Raw genomic sequence first — 15,682 nt, forward strand, 5'->3', positions numbered from 1 at the left:
GATTGTCCATGAACCCTGTTCGGCGCAGCCGTTGCCGAAGGCTACTATGAACCATGAACCTTACTAAGGGTGTCATTGTTAAAACCAATTGGTATAGTCGTTGCTATTCTTGTAGTTTTACAGTACAAATGTACCAGTAATTTTTCAGTCGCTAGTAGCGCCTCAAACCGACATGAAAGAACTGCAAGCAGGAATTCAACGAATTCAAGCCAAGTGCATTCCGCTCAATCGGAACCCTGTCTCAGAAAAGAAGCCAAGGAAACAAGGGCGATCGCATCCAACTATGGTGAAAGCACCACCACAACAGCTTGGTGAACCGCAAAGACCGCTTTTATCTTTTCCAGTCGGATCGTCTCTAGAGGTGCTACGCAAACGAATGAGTAAGGGAATGAGGCGCTTGGAAAGTCAAGCAGAACGGATTAATCGACTTTCTGCTGAGTTAGAAGTAGCGGTGTTGGAATTAAAAGCGATCGCTTCTGATATCAACCGAGATTGGAAAGCCATCCAAGCAACCCAAAAATCCTCTACAAGTACAGCTATCTGCGAGTATCGTGCTGCTGTTGTACCACAAGTTGAAATAAAATCAGATGGGTCATTTGTGCTGCAATCAAGAGCAGTAGATTTATTTCAAGCCGAACGCGAAGCAGCATTACTAGCCCAGACATTGCGACATCGGGCAAAGCAAAAGCGAGAACACCGTAGCGGCAAATAAGGAATCAGGTTTCCAGTCGCCAGTCCCTAGTGCAAGAAGGTAGAAGATAGGAGGCAGAAGGAATATTTCTTGCACAATAACCTTTTTGACCCAAACGGCACACGCTGGTCAAGGCTTCCTGTAAAAAGTGAGCTTCTACAAACCCCCCTCACGACTGAGCAACTAGGAGCCTCAAACTGCGAGAATAACCCCCAAGACGAAGAAAAAGGCAGAAACTACTAATCAAAATGTTTATCGACAAAAGCAAAGCCCTACTAGATAATCCCAAGCAGATGAATTATGGCATTGCTGTAACTGATGTCGATGGGGATGGCTCGTTTGAGCTATTTGTCGCTGGTTATAACGGTGCGAACCTAGTGCTGAAGTATAACGGTGAGGGTTTTGTCAATATTGCCGATGATGTTCTTGCCGATGCTGGACGGCAAGCGATTGGAGTAGCGGCTGGTGACATTGATGGGGATGGACGAGAAGAAATTTATGTATTGAATACCGACTCCTACGCAGGACGAAAGCAATTTGCCGATAGATTGTTTGATTACCAAGATGGGAAATGGGTAGATTTATTTTCCTTACCCGAAAATCAAAACGTCCTCAATCTCACAGCAGGTCGTTCGGTGATTTGTATAGACCGCCATGGTAATGGAAAGTATGGTTTTTTTATTGCCAATTATGGCAGCCCAATGCGGTTGTATGAGTTGGATGATAACGGTCGGCTGGTTGATGTTGCACCAGAAGCCGGATTGGATTTAACAACGGGTGGACGGGGAATTATTTCACTGCCCTTAGTTTCCGATCGCATGGATATTTTTACGACAAATGAGCGGGGACCGAACTTTTTATTTTGCAACCAAGGCGATGGTACGTTTGAAGAGATTGCGGAATTAGCGGGTATCAGTGATCCCTACCAAAATGGTCGCGGTTTAGCTGTTTTGGATGCTGATGAAGATGGTCGATTTGATATTGTGTACGGCAATTGGCAAGGACGACACCGGATGTACTTGCAACAGGAACCGGGAAAATTTAAAGAAGTCGCCTCTCCAGACATGGCAATGCCATCTCGTATTCGTACTGTGATTGCTGCTGATTTTGATAATGATGGTTATGAAGAATTGTTTTTCAACAATATTGGTGAACCTAATCGCTTGTTTGCACGCCAAGGTGACAACTGGAAGATGATTGATACTGGCGATGCTTGGGAACCGGATGGTTGGGGGACAGGTGCTGCCGTTGGTGATTTAGATGAAGATGGTCAGCTTGCTGTGTTCATTAGTCATGGAGAATCGGGTTCTCAACCCATGACGCTCTATTCTCCACCAAAAAACGATAACTCTTGGCTTAGGGTGCTACCACTAACAGCTCAAGGTGCCCCTGCAAGAGGAGCAATTGTTACCTTAGTTGGCGAAGATAGAACTCAACGACGAGTAATTGATGCAGGTAGTGGCTATCTCTGCCAGATGGAACCTGTCGCCCATTTCGGACTTGGTAAGAACCCTTTTGTTAAACACGTTGAAGTGCGCTGGACTGATGGTAAAACTGCCACAATTGAATCACCAAAACCGAATCAAATTATCCGGGTTTCTCATCCTTCTTCTTAACAGTTGGCTATCCTATATAAGTAGATGGAGTGTAACTCATTGCGTCTTTGCTACACCGTTAGTTATTTAACTCGTTAGCCTTCAGCAGTACTTTCCCAATAAGAATAAGTCTTACTCCCAATGTTCTTATTCTCTTCTATGTAAATTTGGTTTAAACATTTGAAAAGAGCCTGAGCATAGTCTTCTAAGCCAAGGAGTCTCAAACTGGTCAGAATTCTAGTGAGGCGAAGATAGTTGTGATTTCCCTCCTCAATCCAGTTTAGTTTTCTCTCTAGATAATTATCAGACTTTGTGATTTCGATACCTGACTCATCAAATTTGTTGCATTGCATTCCGTAAAAATGAAGCATTACTTCGAGTGATTTCCTCAATCGTAATCTTAGTTGCTCGTGTGTCCTAAACGCTTTAATTACTTCATCATTCAGAATCGGTGCGTTCCGGTTAAATCGACTCTTTTCTTTTAAAGGAAAGAGCCACTGAATGTAGTCATGTGTATATTCCAGCTTTTGATAATCCCATAACCAGATATCTTCTAGCATTCGCCCTGATGAGTCGGGAGAGCGACCTTGATAGAAAGCCAAAATATTTTCTGATACTTCGTTAGACATGATGATCTAAAGACCTTGATTATAATCGTTGGGTTCAATTAAACTCCAAAGATAGTAGTGGGGTTCTTCCAGCGTTAGTTAGATATTAAGATGTTTTGCTTTGTATCTTGCTTCTTAAATTTTAAATCTATCGAGAAGTAGTAATAGTTGGTGACGCTCGTGAACGAAACTAACCCTGAAACAACCCCATTACACTCAATGAATCCACTGGAGCAATTTTCCGATCGCGCAACAGCTTAGGCAAAGTATAGACCCAGTTATCCCAAAGAAGCGATCGCTACTTTACTCGCCGGATTGGGTAATCCATCACAACTAGTAGCCGCAGATAAAGGAGAGGCACAACAGCAGCTTGTCTTAGGTTTGAAGCAAATCTACGAACGCGATCGCGATGAACATGGCTTAGTTTATCTGGCATATCACACCAGTGTTTACCTCGCCCAACCGAAACTGGAATATCAGACGGTCTAAAGTCCCTTGATCTAAAATCGCTATGCTGTAAAAGAGCATCTGTCCTTTCACGAGTGGATAGTTGACACCCATGACCAAAAGCCTCAACCCCACAACGTTGCCCCCCGCCTTTCCCGACCCTACCCAACTCCCCGACTCCGACGGCACGTTTGTGGAAAACTTCCAAGAACATCCCCAGAGTATCCTACTCACCGATTCCCTGGAAACCACACTGCAAACCCTCCACCCGGACGGAGAGTATGCGATCGGGCAAGATTGTGGCATCTACTGTCGCGAAACTGAGCCTCCTGAACGTGGTGCAGAAGCTCCTGACTGGTTCTACGTTCCTAACGTTCCGCCCCTTTTTGATGGCGAAATTCGCCGCTCTTATGTGTTGTGGCGAGAGTATATTGTGCCACTGATTGCGATCGAGTTTGCTAGTAGTGATGGTTCTGAAGAACGAGACAATACCCCTTTGTCTCGTCTACCAGAAGGGATTAACCAGAAGCCGGGAAAATTTTGGGTCTACGAGCAGATTATCCGGATTCCCTATTACGCTATCTACATCATTAAAACCAGCGAACTGGAAGTTTATAACTGGGTCAACACTCGCTATCGTCGCTTGGAACCCAACGAGCGCGGACATTACACGATCGAACTAATGGGAGTAGAATTGGGTGTCTGGGAAGGCAGCTATCAAAATCAAACCCAGCGATGGTTGCGTTGGTGGGATAATCAGGGAAATTTGTTGCTAACAGGTAGCGAGCAAGCCAAACTCGAACGTCTCCATACCGAACAAGAACGCCAACGAGCTGACGCTGAGAGCCAACGAGCTGAAGCAGAACGGCAACGCGCCGAGCAAGAACAGCAACACAAAGAGCGATTAGCGGCGTATTTGCGATCACAGGGGATCGATCCCGATCTCATTTGAGCCTTGGCGGTTGCTGTATTTTTCTAGGATAGGAAAAAATTGCGATCGCTTGCGACTTCTTCTCAGAAAGTGTTTGTATAGCAGTAGCCACGAACGTTAGGAAATTAAGGGGAGAAGAGCGTTCCTTAACTAGAGCCGATTTGACCCAAAGCTGACCGCTGATGGCTATACATGCTCGTTAAGCAGTTTTAGGTTCCCTTGTTCGACGATTGTTCACTAATTGCCGGATGACGCTTGCGCCTTTTTTCCGAAAATGGGGCATAGAGGCGGGGTTTAACCGCGTTCCAGTCAACAATTAACCGTCAACGTCAACAACAAGCTGCGATGTTTGTCAATTGTGCTAAGGAGCGTGGTAATTTGCAATGTACAGATAATGACAAAGTACAAACGCATGAACCGCGAAATCCTGCAAGCTCTCGATGATGTTGGTATTCGGTTTGTTCGCATTCTCTGGTGTGACAATGCAAACATCATACGCGGCAAGGCGGTACACCGAGTTACGTTGTCTGACTACCTCAATAATGGTGTTGGTATCTCAGCCGCTCAGCAAGCTGTTCCTGTAATGTATGATGCACCAGCACCTGGTAGTGGTCTGGGGCCAGTGGGTGAAGTGCGCTTGGTGCCAGACTGGAATACCTTTACACCCTTACCCTATGCTCCTCGTCACGCTCGTGTGATAGGAGATATGGTCAAAGATGGTCAACCTTGGAACCTCTGCCCTCGGAACTTCCTCAAAAAGATGATTGCTGAGGCGAAAAGTGAGGGGTTGGAAGTGATTGCGGCGTTCGAGAATGAGTTCTACCTGTTGCGGCAAACAACAGAGGGGATTGTGCCAGCAGACGAGACGGTTTTTGCCTCAACCTTAGCGATGGATTTGCATCAGTCAGTGATTGATGCAATGGCAGAAGCACTTGTACAGCAAGGAATGCTAGTGGAGCAATATTATCCAGAGTCGGGGCCAGGACAGCAGGAAATTTCGATCCTTTATTCTAAAGCGTTAACAGCAGCCGATCAGCAAATTGCCTTTCGTGAGACGATAAGAGCGATCGCACTTCAACACAATCTCAAAGCCTCATTCTTACCCAAAATCTTTGCTAACAAAGCAGGTAGTGGCTGCCACCTCCACCTCAGCCTTTGGCATGATGGACAGAATCTCTTACCAAATTTAGACAGCCAGGGAGAACTTTCAGAAATTGCTCGTCGCTTTATTGCCGGAATTCTCCACCACCTCCCAGCACTGATGGCACTGACAACACCCAGCACCAACTCCTATCGACGGATTCGTCCCCAGTCTTGGAGTGGGGCATTTCGCTGTTGGGGAATGGATAATCGTGAGGCGGCAATAAGAGTACCGAGTAATCCTGAAGAAGAGAGTCCCACGCATTTTGAACTCAAGACGGTAGATGCCTCTGCCAATCCTTATCTAGCTTTAGGTGCAGTCATTGCAGCAGGACTGGATGGTGTACGACACTGTTTTGAGCTAGGAGAAGCTGTATCAGTAGACCCTGGACACTTAAGCGAGTCAGAACGCAATACCCGTGGCATTGATTTGTTGCCCATCAACTTAGGTCTGTCGATTGAGCAACTTAGCAGCGACAACATTCTCTTAGATGCCTTAGGTACAGAACTTGCTCAAGCCTACCTAGCTGTACGCAAAGCGGAGTGGGAGGCAATGAAAGATCTAGAGATGGAAGAGGAAGTAAAGCTTTTGTTAGAACGATATTAAACAAAATCTGCCTGGTAAGCCTTTTGACAGTTTCATCAATCAGACACCACTTAAACTAAGCGAACCAAAACATAGTTTAATTGAGTGGGCTAAAAGCTATGGTCAGTTCTACTAACGAAAAGTCAGTGGTGTATGGTGCCTGTCCCCATGACTGTCCCGATACTTGCTCGATGCTGGTTACAGTGGAGAAGGGTCGAGCCGTTAAGGTAGAAGGACACCCTGACCATCCCTACACGCGGGGTACACTCTGCGGTAAAGTTAGCGATTACCTTGACCGAGTTTATAGCCCCGATCGCATCCTATATCCCATGCGGCGCGTTGGGCAAAAAGGCAGTGGGCAGTTTGAGCAAATTAGTTGGGATGCTGCCCTTGATGAAATTGCCTCCCGCTTCAAGCAAATCATCAATGATTACGGCTCTGAGGCAATTATGCCTTCTAGTTACTTGGGGCATGAAGGTCTCCTCAATGGTCTAACGGTAGGTGATGCCTTCTTCAATCGTTTAGGTTCCACCATTGCTGAACGTACCTTCTGTATCTCCTGCACCAGCACCGCCTATCTAATGACCTACGGCCCCACGCATGGAACTGACCCCGATACATTCAGCCACTCTCAGTACATTATTCTTTGGGGCTGTAATGCACTAAGCACAAACGTCCACTTGTGGCCCTTCATCCAAGAAGCTCGGAAAAACGGAGCGAAGTTAGTTGTTATTGACCCAGTGCGTACTCGCACTGCTCAACAAGCGGATTGGCATATCCCTGTTCGCCCTGGTACTGATAGTGCCCTTGCTTTAGGGATGATGAATGTCATCATCAACGAGAATCTAATTGATGCTGACTATGTGGAAAAATACACCGTTGGATATGAAGAACTGAAACAACGGGTTAACGAGTACCCGCCTGAGCAAGTTGCTGAAATTACAGGTATTCCTGTAGAAGACATTGTGACTCTGGCACGAGAATATGCCATAACACAGCCATCAGTAATTCGCATCGGAGTAGCCCTAGAAAAACAGGCTGGCGGTGGTCAGGGAGTCCGAGCGATTTGCTGTCTGCCTGGGTTGGTGGGTGCATGGCGACATTTGGGAGGAGGGATGCTGCAAGCACCGATGTGGCCCTTCCCGATTCGTGGAGAAGTTGTCCATCGTCCTAACTTCATTAAGCCAGGGACGCGGGTTGTCAACCAGTGGCAACTTGGTCGGGCGCTAACTGGAGAACTCGCTCTCGACCCTCCCATCAAGGCATTGTTTGTCTACAACTGCAATCCAGTCACCCAGTCGGCAGAGCAAGACAAAATTGTGGCGGGTTTAGCCCGTGAAGATTTGTTTACTGTAGTGAGTGAGCAGTTCATGACGGATACGGCTGACTATGCCGATATTGTGTTGCCCTCAACCACTCAGATTGAGAACTTGGATCTGATGTTTTCCTGGGGGCATACTTATGTAACCTTAAATGTACCTGCGATCGCACCTTTAGGAGAAGCTATTCCTAACACAGAGCTATTCCGTCGTCTAGCTGCCCGGATGGGGTTTGACGACGAGTGCTTTAAGCTCAGTGACGAAGAGTTGGCAATGGAGGTACTCGATTGGTCAGCCCCCGTTATGCAGAATATGGATATGGATCTGCTTAAACAGCAGGGCTATGCCAAGTTGGATGTCAATTTAGTTCCTCACGCTGAAGGGAATTTCCCAACTCCATCAGGCAAGTGCGAATTCCTATCCTCAATGAAGGTCGATAGTAACTATGTTGTCCCTGTATTCCGTCAGGGGTACGAAGAATACCCACCAGGAGAACCCATCGACCCACTGCCAACGTACACTCCCCAACGGGAATCCGTGCAGAGCAATCCAGAGTTGGCAAACCGCTATCCTCTGAGTTTGTTGTCAGCCAAGCCACATCAGTTCATCAATTCCTGCTTTGCCAATTTACCTAAGCACCTGAAGCTTCAAGGTGAGCCAAAGGTAATTATCAATCCAGAAGATGCTCTCAAGCGGGGGATTGTTGAGGGGCAGATTGTGAAGGTTTTCAACGACCGAGGTGCATTTCAAGTACCCGCAAAAGTTAGTGATATCACTCGCCCAGGTGTTGTAGTTGCACCTCTAGGCTATTGGCGTAAGCTCAGCCATGCAGGTAACACCATTAATGCTGCTACTGCGGCTACATTTGCAGACATGGGTCATGCCGCTGCGGTTGGAGATTCGTTAGTAGAAGTTGCTTTGGTCAGTTAATAATCAAAGATTTGCCAATGTGTTGCTAGTTCAAACAGCATCTAAACCTGCTGGAACTACTGGGTTTATGATGACAAGCCCCAACACATGCATGATTATTCCCGTTATCTGGACGATACTGGAGAAGATTTGTTAAGTAACGCTCATAACAACTCTATGCTCTCCCGTATCAAAGAATTAGCCGAAGCCTTGAAGCCTCGCCTAATTGAAATCCGGCGTCATATTCATGCTCATCCAGAGTTGAGTGGTCAGGAACACCAGACAGCGGCATATGTTGCTGGTGTGCTATCTTCCTGCGGCATTGTGGTGCAAGAGGCAGTCGGGAAAACAGGACTCATTGGAGAGCTAGTGGGTCGCACAGATGAAAGGTTAGTAGCAATCCGCACCGATATGGATGCTCTACCGATTACTGAACGCACTTCTGTTGAATTCGCCTCACGTCGGCAAGGAATCATGCACGCCTGTGGTCATGATGTCCACACTACAGTCGGCTTAGGTACAGCAATGGTACTGTCTCAACTCGGTGAAGTCTTCCCAGGTAATACCCGCTTTTTGTTCCAACCGGCAGAAGAGATTGCCCAAGGGGCAAAATGGATGGTGAAAGATGGGGCGATGAATGATGTCAGTGCGATCTTTAGCGTTCATGTTTTCCCCTCGATTCCTGCTGGTTCCATTGGTATCCGCTATGGGGCACTGACGGCAGCAGCGGATGACTTAGAAATCATCATTATGGGAGAATCGGGTCACGGTGCGCGTCCTCATGAGGCAATTGACGCAATTTGGATTGCCTCACAGGTAATTACAACACTACAGCAGGCAATTAGCCGCACTCAGAATCCACTACGCCCTATGGTATTGACAATTGGGCAGATTAGTGGTGGACGTGCCCCGAATGTAATCGCTGACCAAGTGCGCTTGACGGGAACCGTGCGATCGCTTCATCCCGATACTCATGCCGATCTTCCAGGATGGATTGAGAGCATTGTCGCAAGTGTTTGTAATACTTTCGGCGCTCGCTATGAGATCAACTATCGACGGGGAGTGCCTTCAGTGCAAAATGACTTAGCGTTAACACAGCTATTGGAGGCATCAGCAAAAGAAGCATGGGGAAGCGATCGCGTTCAAATCTTACCGGAACCCTCCTTAGGTTCAGAAGACTTCGCAATCTATCTACAACATGCTCCCGGTACAATGTTCCGCCTTGGCGTTGGCTTCCGAGATAAACAAAACTATCCCCTGCACCATCCGCAATTTGAAGTGGATGAATCAGCAATTGTTACTGGTGTCGTCACTCTTGCCTATACGATCTACCAATACTGGCAGAAGCGTGGCTAGGTGTTTCTAACTACTGATAGATTGGTCAACGCGACATTTCGACTAAGCTACGGTTATCTTCAAGATAGGAAATTTAGACATTATGGCATCCCCCACACCCTTGAAAGGTCTGGAATTAGTTGATTGTGCAAAAGCTAATGCTAAGCAGGGAATTGAAACAGCAGCCCAACTGTGTGGTTATGGTCAAGACCTCAGAACCTTCAGTCAAGAACTGAAGCAAGCTTGTGATGGGATGGGTGTCAAAATTACTGAGTTAAGCGACTTGATTACTGACCAAGATAATCTGATTCAGACAGAAGGCGAGATTGTTGCCCCAGAATCAGAAAGTGTACTCTAGCAGTCTATTGGTGAGTAGCTGGATTAAGGTGTAATTGCTTAATTTTTTTGTGTTGAATTTCTTGATTGCCTAGCCTGACTATTGCTTGCTGCTGTTGCACAGGGTCGTCCATCAGCGTCTAAAAAGTAGCATGGCTCAGCACTGACATTACTTGAACGATTGTCTGACTCTTGAGATGGTTTCTTACATAAACTGCCTAGATCTAGAGTTCTACCATCTTCAGTGTGCATATAGCAAACCAGCATATCTGTGTCTGATTTCGGTACGATTCGGTAGTCTACTTTCACCAAGAATGGAGTGCTAAAAGCTATCTTAGGCAGCAGAGTAATAACCACAGATACAGCAGTAGTTAAGTAAAAGAATTTCAGCATTGTATTAAATTAATTTGTTTACTGAATTGCCTTTTTATCTAGAAACAGTTAGCGCGACTGAGAGAAAGTCAATAGCGATCGCTATTTCATAAGTCGGTATAAAGCGGCTGACGTGAACCACCGTTGCTCAACCGCTTGCCTGCGAGGTTGAGCATTTGTCCTCGTCATAATCTAACCAACCCAATTTCTACTAGTGCTTGCGTTGTAATTCCCAAGCCGAGCAGTGCGACAAAAAGCGCACTCAGGGCAGGTAGTATCCTTACTAACCGCATCTGTGTCGGCACACGCTCGAAGAGGCGCTTAGCCGAGACGAGCAGCAATCCCAACCCAGTCAGCACTCCAGCCAATCCCAAACTGAAGGCAAACACTAGCAACAGTCCAAATCCGACACGACCCAGAGCAACAGCACTCAGTAGAACAACTAAGGCTGAGGGACAAGGGACAAGACCACCAGAGATGCCCAAAACAAGTAGGCTACGCCAGGTAACAGGGGAGCCGTCAGTACCAGGAGGTAAGTGTGAGTGTTCAGCATGGCTATGCCCAGGCTCGTGATGATGGTGATGGTCATGGCTATGCCCATGTTCGTGGTGATGATGGTCATGGCGATGACTGTCGATGTGGTCGTGAGAATGGTGACTAGCGTGCCTGTGTCCAAAAGGCAATTTCCTAAGCAACTGAGTACGACCGATTCGGCTAATGAACAGGTTCAGACCGATCGCAATTACCATTAGACCCGATATTACGCTAAGCCAAGGGTATAGTTGCTCTGGCAGGATGTACTTGGAGGCGAAGAGGGTTATCAACCCTAGAGCGAACACACCAGTTGTATGTGCGATCGTTGTTGTTAGCCCCAAAAAAACAGCATGTTTAGCGGTTGCCCGCGAACCTGCCAGATAAGCACCGACTATCGTCTTCCCGTGTCCGGGTGACATCGCGTGCATTGCGCCCCAGAGGAAGGAGCCAAACACAGCAACTAGCAACGTTCCAGTTTGTTGCCAGAACAAACCTGACATTAACGAAAGCTCTCGGCTTTCTGGACTGAAGATAAAGCTTTGCACTTGTCCAGGGTGCAAAATGGTCGCCAAGCAACGAGCGGTAGCTACTCCTGGCAGAAACAGATCATAGTGAATCTTTAACCCTTGGACGGGTTTGAGCCAAGTGTAGACCAACACTAAAGTACTGTGAGTACCGACAGTGGCTTTTAGATTTGACGGGACGGCAGACACATCTGACGGTTTGATAGTCAGGCTACCCTTATGGTTTTCGCCATCTGTGAGCCGGATTTTTTCTTCTAGAAAGGTCTGAAGCTCTGCTTGATGGGTGCGTATTTCATCCGGCGAGAGCTGGCTATCCCGGTTGTCATCGGCTGACGCTACTAAACCCGTGGGAAAAGTTAGTGTAATTTGGGCATCTGCCTCGCCCACCACAATCTCAGCAACAGCCAAATCAGCCCAATGCGTGAAACCAGGGGTTGCAAAGAAGGTTATGGAGAGTAACAGCGACCCCAGAAACGACAAGATAAGCCTGTATATACGCCACTTTCTATTCATAATTTATGTAAACCCCACGTTTGAATGGTTTCAATTCATCCCTAAAAGTCCTACTCCCAGTCCCAAAGCCCGCTGGGCTTGTTCGTCGAACGTGGGGTCAGTTTCCTGAGCAAGCCGAAAGAAGGCAAGGGACTGAGATTGATTTCCCAATGCTTGTTCGATTACGCCAGCTTGATGAAAAAGTCCAGGGTCGCGTATGCCTGAGCGAAGTGCTTCTTGCATTACTGTTCTTGCTTCGGGCCAGCGACCTGAGCGAGAGAGTGCCTCGGCTAATGTGCCAAGTGTCTCAGCATCACGCCGAACACGCACCTCCATCTGCATTAAGGTCAATGCTTCATCAATATCCTTGGAACTACCCCGCTCTAGTACCAGACGCGCCAACTCACGCCGATGTCCAAAGGCAGCCGCCTCCTGGCGTAGCCGTGCTTCGGCTTTGTCGCGCCATGACTTTGCTTCTGGTTGGTCACCGGATAAATCTTTGACGCGAGCCATGCCCCGCAGAGCGACATGATCGTAAACAGTAGGAGAATTCTTCGAGGCAAGGAAGAATTTTGAGTAATAACCCTCAGCCGTCTTGTAGTTTCCCTGCCGAACCTCCAACTCTGCCAGATTCAAAAGTGCTGGGGGATATTGCGGCAAGACGCGCAAAGATTCCTTGTAGAGAGCGTGAGCTTTTTTGAGTTCTCCTCGCTTAAAGTAAAATCGACCAAGTAACGTTCGGGTCCAGATTGAACCACCCGTTTCTCCAGGTTCTTCGGCAGCCAGAGCCTGTTGGAAGCTTTGAAGGGCTGCGTCATCCTTCCCTTGTGCTACCTTTACCAGACCTTGTAATGTCAAGGCTCCTAGAGTAGGAGTAAGATTTACCAGGCTATCAGCTACAATGCTTGCTTCTTCTACCTTGCCCGTCGCCAACTTGGCTGTCACCATAATGGAGAGGGCATCCTCTTTACCAGATGCCTTTTCGGCTAGACGAATGGCTTCGGCAAAGTCATGCCTAGCTTGTGCAACCTGAGCTAATGCCAAAACTGCACCGTCATTGTGAAAGGGTAACTTTGCGAGTGACTGTTGCGCTGTTTGCTCAGCTAGTAAATACCAACTAGCATCTCCAGTAGCACGAGCTTTCTTTAGGTAAGTGCCAGCTAGTGAGGCTCGGTCTAGTCCATCCTCCGGATTCTGGCGGATGCGCTCCTGATAAAAAGCCATCTCTTTGCCCAGAGCTAGCGTAGTAGTGCCGGACGGAGGACGGGAAAAGCGGTAGCGGTAAGGGGTATCGAGTCCAGCCTCTCCATTCAAGAAGCGCAAACCAACGGGGACGGATAACAGAATACCTACAACTGGCAGTGCAACTAACAGCGGCAGCCAAAAGCGTTTCCGAGTTTCCGGCTTGTCCCCGTATTCGTGATAATTGGTAGATTTCATATCACTCTTAGGGAAATAGGCAGGGGGAGCAGAGGAGGCAGATTTCAATCTTTGGTGGTAGTCAATCTGCCGTAATTGCTTTCTTTGGAAAAAGAGTAGCAGCGATTGAGTAGCTGCTACCCTACTGGCTCTTCTTCGTGAGTGTTAGTTGGCCGGAGCTAGGTAGGGGAACGAAGTCACTAATGGATCGTGACCCTGTGCTGGGTTGCCCGGAGTGCCTTCATAGGACACGTTATCGCTTGTAATCGCTCCATTTGTTAGTACGCTAAGCGTGATGTCCACGACATCATCTTCAATCAAGCGTCCACGGATGGGACTACCACTGGCATTCAAAGCATTGGCATAGCCACTGGGTCCGGTTGTATCGATTCGCATGACATCTGGCAGAAAAGCACCAAGCAGGGCATTCGCTCTGGCATCATTATTACCAACAGCAAGCAGCGTCTGTTTCGCTTCAGCAACAATGGGTCCTGCAATGTTGGCGGCGGGTTGTTGACCTGCCAGGGCAGCCGCTTCAAAATCGGGACCGACGCTATTCAATGCGTTGAGAAAATCGTTGGTTACAATCAAGCCTTCATTAACGGCAGGTCGTGCTAGACGCTCAACTTGATTGAACTTGTTGCCTTTTCCTGGGACTGAAACTGTTTCCCAAACATCGAACGTTGTTGCGGAGGTCGATCCCTGTAAGAACCTGATTGGCACTCGCACTGCGATCGCGTTTACGTTGTAGCCTTTAGCAAAGTCAACCGCCGTGTTAGGGTCGCGGAAGCCTACCGCAGGTGCGATACCAAGCGCACCTGCACGCACCCGGAAGAATTGCTCAACATCGAAGAAGAATGGATCTTCCCGAAGCCCAGCGAACACACTCAATGTTGAGCCATTTAGGGAGACTTGAGCAACATTGGGGTTTGCCTTGATCGAAGTAGTGCGGAGGGTTTGGTTAGCAACCGTTGTCACACCGTCTTTGATTGCTGTTAGCTGAATAGTCTGCTGCCCATTTGCGTTTGGTTGACCAAAATTAAATCGAAGTACGACATCGGGTACACCAGTGGGAGTAGCGTCATTATTGGTAACACGACTCACCTTGAACTCGTAACGCGCCCTAGTGCTGAAGTAGTACTGCTGATTTGCTAGCGATCGCGGATTTGTGTTCATGATCAAGATCAGATCTTCTTCAGCCGCATTCGCGTTCTGATCTTGTTCTCGAAACACAAATAGGTCTGTCAAATTTAGATTGCGACCCTTAATTTCGGTTTCACCATCATCATGATCTGAAGCGTTGACATACAAAGCACCAACTCCACCGATTAGAGTTACTCCTAGAAGCAGTCCTGCTAATCCGAGTATCTTTTTCAAATTCATAATTATAAACCTTGCTTAGTTGACGATGAATCGTATCTTTTACAGCAAAGGAATGTATCCCTTGCTCTACTCGTTGATGAATTAGAAATCTAGTAATTTGGTCTTGGCTATGCATCAAGAAAGGTGAATGTAAAAGTAAGAGTTACTGTTACAACTAACTAGATGAGGCTCAATTGCTGTTTATTTACTCTGTTGTGTTTTTCTTGTTTTTCAGTTGAGAAACCACAACCCCAGCACCAAGCGCCAACATACTCAAAACCGAAGTGGGTTCGGGAACACGCTCAACTCCGGCTTCAACTCCAGTTAAAGCGATCGTGTAGCTCCCACTTGTAGTACTTGTCCCTTCAAAACCACTTAGGGGTGACCCGCCCCCAACACCAGTCGGCTCGAAGGCTACACCCGTGAGAAAATCCGGGAAAATTTTTCCATCAGCACTAACAGGGTCATAACCAAAGCCAGAGATTGCTAAATAATAGATACCGGATTCAATCGGAGAAAAACTAGCTGACGGAAGGGTAGCTTGTGATGAAAAAGAGTTATCATCATTTGCATAAATGCCCCTACCGAATGAATCGAATAGAAACAACTGTGGATCTTCCAGAAGCTCGGTCGGGGCATCTAAAGTATTATCAATAGGAATCTCGATTAGAGTATCAAGGTTGAGTGTTGTAGCCGAGAATGTCTGACCACCCGTTAAAAAGATTTGGAACAGGTCAGCGTCGCTTGAGAGAAATCCAGATATGGACTCTAGTGGGAGTGTCCCTTGTGGAATCACCCCGGCTGTGTTGAGAAGCTCACCGACATCATTGCTCTCAGTAAACGTAATCGCTTGTGCCGAACCCGAAGCCAGTACCGTGCTGAGTACTGAAATCGTTGCTACCCATACAAATTGTTTCATTAGATGCCTTTGTTTTCTAAGGTTTTCACGAGGGTAAAGCAGCGTGAAGTTGCCTTGATTGGAGAGTCGCTATTGTGTTGGTTGGATTATCCCTACCAACACGGGAAAAGTTTTCTTTCATCGAAAATTCTCCTAGCACAGTTAGTCTTCCTCTTTCTCGCGG

General features: G+C 47.3%; 14 protein-coding genes. 8 read left to right on the forward strand and 6 right to left on the reverse strand.

Annotated features, from left to right (window positions below):
* The first annotated feature begins 172 nt into the window (after nucleotides 1-172).
* Nucleotides 173-712, forward strand: a complete 540-nt coding sequence (locus tag AC5JL3_RS07300; protein WP_496073850.1) for a hypothetical protein — start codon at nucleotides 173-175, stop codon at nucleotides 710-712.
* Between the two features lie 227 nt (nucleotides 713-939).
* Nucleotides 940-2,307: a CRTAC1 family protein gene (locus AC5JL3_RS07305; protein WP_496073851.1), complete on the forward strand. Its 1,368-nt coding sequence runs from the start codon at nucleotides 940-942 to the stop codon at nucleotides 2,305-2,307.
* A gap of 74 nt (nucleotides 2,308-2,381) precedes the next feature.
* Here the strand turns inward: AC5JL3_RS07305 and AC5JL3_RS07310 are convergent, their stop codons facing one another.
* Nucleotides 2,382-2,915 carry an opioid growth factor receptor-related protein gene (locus AC5JL3_RS07310; protein WP_496073852.1) on the reverse strand — a complete coding sequence of 178 codons (534 nt, stop codon included), beginning with the start codon at nucleotides 2,913-2,915 and terminating at the stop codon, nucleotides 2,382-2,384.
* Nucleotides 2,916-3,209: 294 nt separating this feature from the next.
* Here AC5JL3_RS07310 and AC5JL3_RS07315 point away from each other — a divergent pair, with 294 nt between their 5' ends.
* The 6 genes from AC5JL3_RS07315 (at nucleotide 3,210) to AC5JL3_RS07340 (ending at nucleotide 9,919) form a co-directional block, all read left to right on the forward strand.
* On the forward strand, nucleotides 3,210-3,383 hold the full coding sequence (locus AC5JL3_RS07315) for a hypothetical protein (protein WP_496073853.1): 174 nt from the start codon (nucleotides 3,210-3,212) through the stop codon (nucleotides 3,381-3,383).
* Nucleotides 3,384-3,453: 70 nt separating this feature from the next.
* Complete coding sequence (locus AC5JL3_RS07320; protein WP_496073854.1) at nucleotides 3,454-4,293, forward strand: Uma2 family endonuclease; 840 nt, start codon at nucleotides 3,454-3,456, stop codon at nucleotides 4,291-4,293.
* A gap of 373 nt (nucleotides 4,294-4,666) precedes the next feature.
* Nucleotides 4,667-6,019 (forward strand): glutamine synthetase family protein, encoded by a 1,353-nt coding sequence (locus AC5JL3_RS07325; RefSeq protein WP_496073855.1) that lies wholly within the window; start codon nucleotides 4,667-4,669, stop codon nucleotides 6,017-6,019.
* A gap of 98 nt (nucleotides 6,020-6,117) precedes the next feature.
* The gene (locus AC5JL3_RS07330) at nucleotides 6,118-8,247 is read left to right on the forward strand and encodes a molybdopterin-containing oxidoreductase family protein (RefSeq protein ID WP_496073856.1); all 2,130 of its coding nucleotides are present in this window, start codon (nucleotides 6,118-6,120) and stop codon (nucleotides 8,245-8,247) included.
* A gap of 156 nt (nucleotides 8,248-8,403) precedes the next feature.
* Complete coding sequence (locus AC5JL3_RS07335; protein ID WP_496073890.1) at nucleotides 8,404-9,582, forward strand: M20 family metallopeptidase; 1,179 nt, start codon at nucleotides 8,404-8,406, stop codon at nucleotides 9,580-9,582.
* An 82-nt stretch (nucleotides 9,583-9,664) separates the two neighbouring features.
* Nucleotides 9,665-9,919 carry a hypothetical protein gene (locus tag AC5JL3_RS07340; RefSeq protein WP_496073857.1) on the forward strand — a complete coding sequence of 85 codons (255 nt, stop codon included), beginning with the start codon at nucleotides 9,665-9,667 and terminating at the stop codon, nucleotides 9,917-9,919.
* A 38-nt stretch (nucleotides 9,920-9,957) separates the two neighbouring features.
* Here AC5JL3_RS07340 and AC5JL3_RS07345 read toward each other — a convergent pair whose 3' ends face one another.
* From AC5JL3_RS07345 to AC5JL3_RS07365, 5 genes are all read right to left on the reverse strand, one after another.
* Complete coding sequence (locus tag AC5JL3_RS07345) at nucleotides 9,958-10,290, reverse strand: hypothetical protein (protein WP_496073858.1); 333 nt, start codon at nucleotides 10,288-10,290, stop codon at nucleotides 9,958-9,960.
* A gap of 164 nt (nucleotides 10,291-10,454) precedes the next feature.
* Nucleotides 10,455-11,840, reverse strand: coding sequence for a nickel/cobalt transporter (locus AC5JL3_RS07350; protein ID WP_496073859.1), 1,386 nt, complete (start codon nucleotides 11,838-11,840; stop codon nucleotides 10,455-10,457).
* Between the two features lie 30 nt (nucleotides 11,841-11,870).
* On the reverse strand, nucleotides 11,871-13,259 hold the full coding sequence (locus AC5JL3_RS07355) for a tetratricopeptide repeat protein (protein WP_496073860.1): 1,389 nt from the start codon (nucleotides 13,257-13,259) through the stop codon (nucleotides 11,871-11,873).
* A gap of 144 nt (nucleotides 13,260-13,403) precedes the next feature.
* Nucleotides 13,404-14,621: a DUF4331 domain-containing protein gene (locus tag AC5JL3_RS07360; protein WP_496073861.1), complete on the reverse strand. Its 1,218-nt coding sequence runs from the start codon at nucleotides 14,619-14,621 to the stop codon at nucleotides 13,404-13,406.
* 184 nt (nucleotides 14,622-14,805) lie between these two features.
* Nucleotides 14,806-15,519, reverse strand: coding sequence for a PEP-CTERM sorting domain-containing protein (locus tag AC5JL3_RS07365; protein ID WP_496073862.1), 714 nt, complete (start codon nucleotides 15,517-15,519; stop codon nucleotides 14,806-14,808).
* Nucleotides 15,520-15,682: the final 163 nt, after the last annotated feature.

The sequence above is a fragment of the Symplocastrum torsivum genome, assembly GCF_059505465.1.

Bases quoted from the DNA above. Each gene is read 5' to 3' on its own strand.
- AC5JL3_RS07350 (WP_496073859.1), bottom strand. From the start codon at position 11,840: ATGAATAGAAAGTGGCGTATATACAGGCTTATCTTGTCGTTTCTGGGG.
- AC5JL3_RS07340 (WP_496073857.1), top strand. From the start codon at position 9,665: ATGGCATCCCCCACACCCTTGAAAGGTCTGGAATTAGTTGATTGTGCA.
- AC5JL3_RS07330 (WP_496073856.1), top strand. From the start codon at position 6,118: ATGGTCAGTTCTACTAACGAAAAGTCAGTGGTGTATGGTGCCTGTCCC.
- AC5JL3_RS07335 (WP_496073890.1), top strand. From the start codon at position 8,404: ATGCTCTCCCGTATCAAAGAATTAGCCGAAGCCTTGAAGCCTCGCCTA.
- AC5JL3_RS07360 (WP_496073861.1), bottom strand. From the start codon at position 14,621: ATGAATTTGAAAAAGATACTCGGATTAGCAGGACTGCTTCTAGGAGTA.
- AC5JL3_RS07355 (WP_496073860.1), bottom strand. From the start codon at position 13,259: ATGAAATCTACCAATTATCACGAATACGGGGACAAGCCGGAAACTCGG.
- AC5JL3_RS07310 (WP_496073852.1), bottom strand. From the start codon at position 2,915: ATGTCTAACGAAGTATCAGAAAATATTTTGGCTTTCTATCAAGGTCGC.
- AC5JL3_RS07300 (WP_496073850.1), top strand. From the start codon at position 173: ATGAAAGAACTGCAAGCAGGAATTCAACGAATTCAAGCCAAGTGCATT.
- AC5JL3_RS07365 (WP_496073862.1), bottom strand. From the start codon at position 15,519: ATGAAACAATTTGTATGGGTAGCAACGATTTCAGTACTCAGCACGGTA.
- AC5JL3_RS07320 (WP_496073854.1), top strand. From the start codon at position 3,454: ATGACCAAAAGCCTCAACCCCACAACGTTGCCCCCCGCCTTTCCCGAC.
- AC5JL3_RS07325 (WP_496073855.1), top strand. From the start codon at position 4,667: ATGACAAAGTACAAACGCATGAACCGCGAAATCCTGCAAGCTCTCGAT.
- AC5JL3_RS07345 (WP_496073858.1), bottom strand. From the start codon at position 10,290: ATGCTGAAATTCTTTTACTTAACTACTGCTGTATCTGTGGTTATTACT.
- AC5JL3_RS07305 (WP_496073851.1), top strand. From the start codon at position 940: ATGTTTATCGACAAAAGCAAAGCCCTACTAGATAATCCCAAGCAGATG.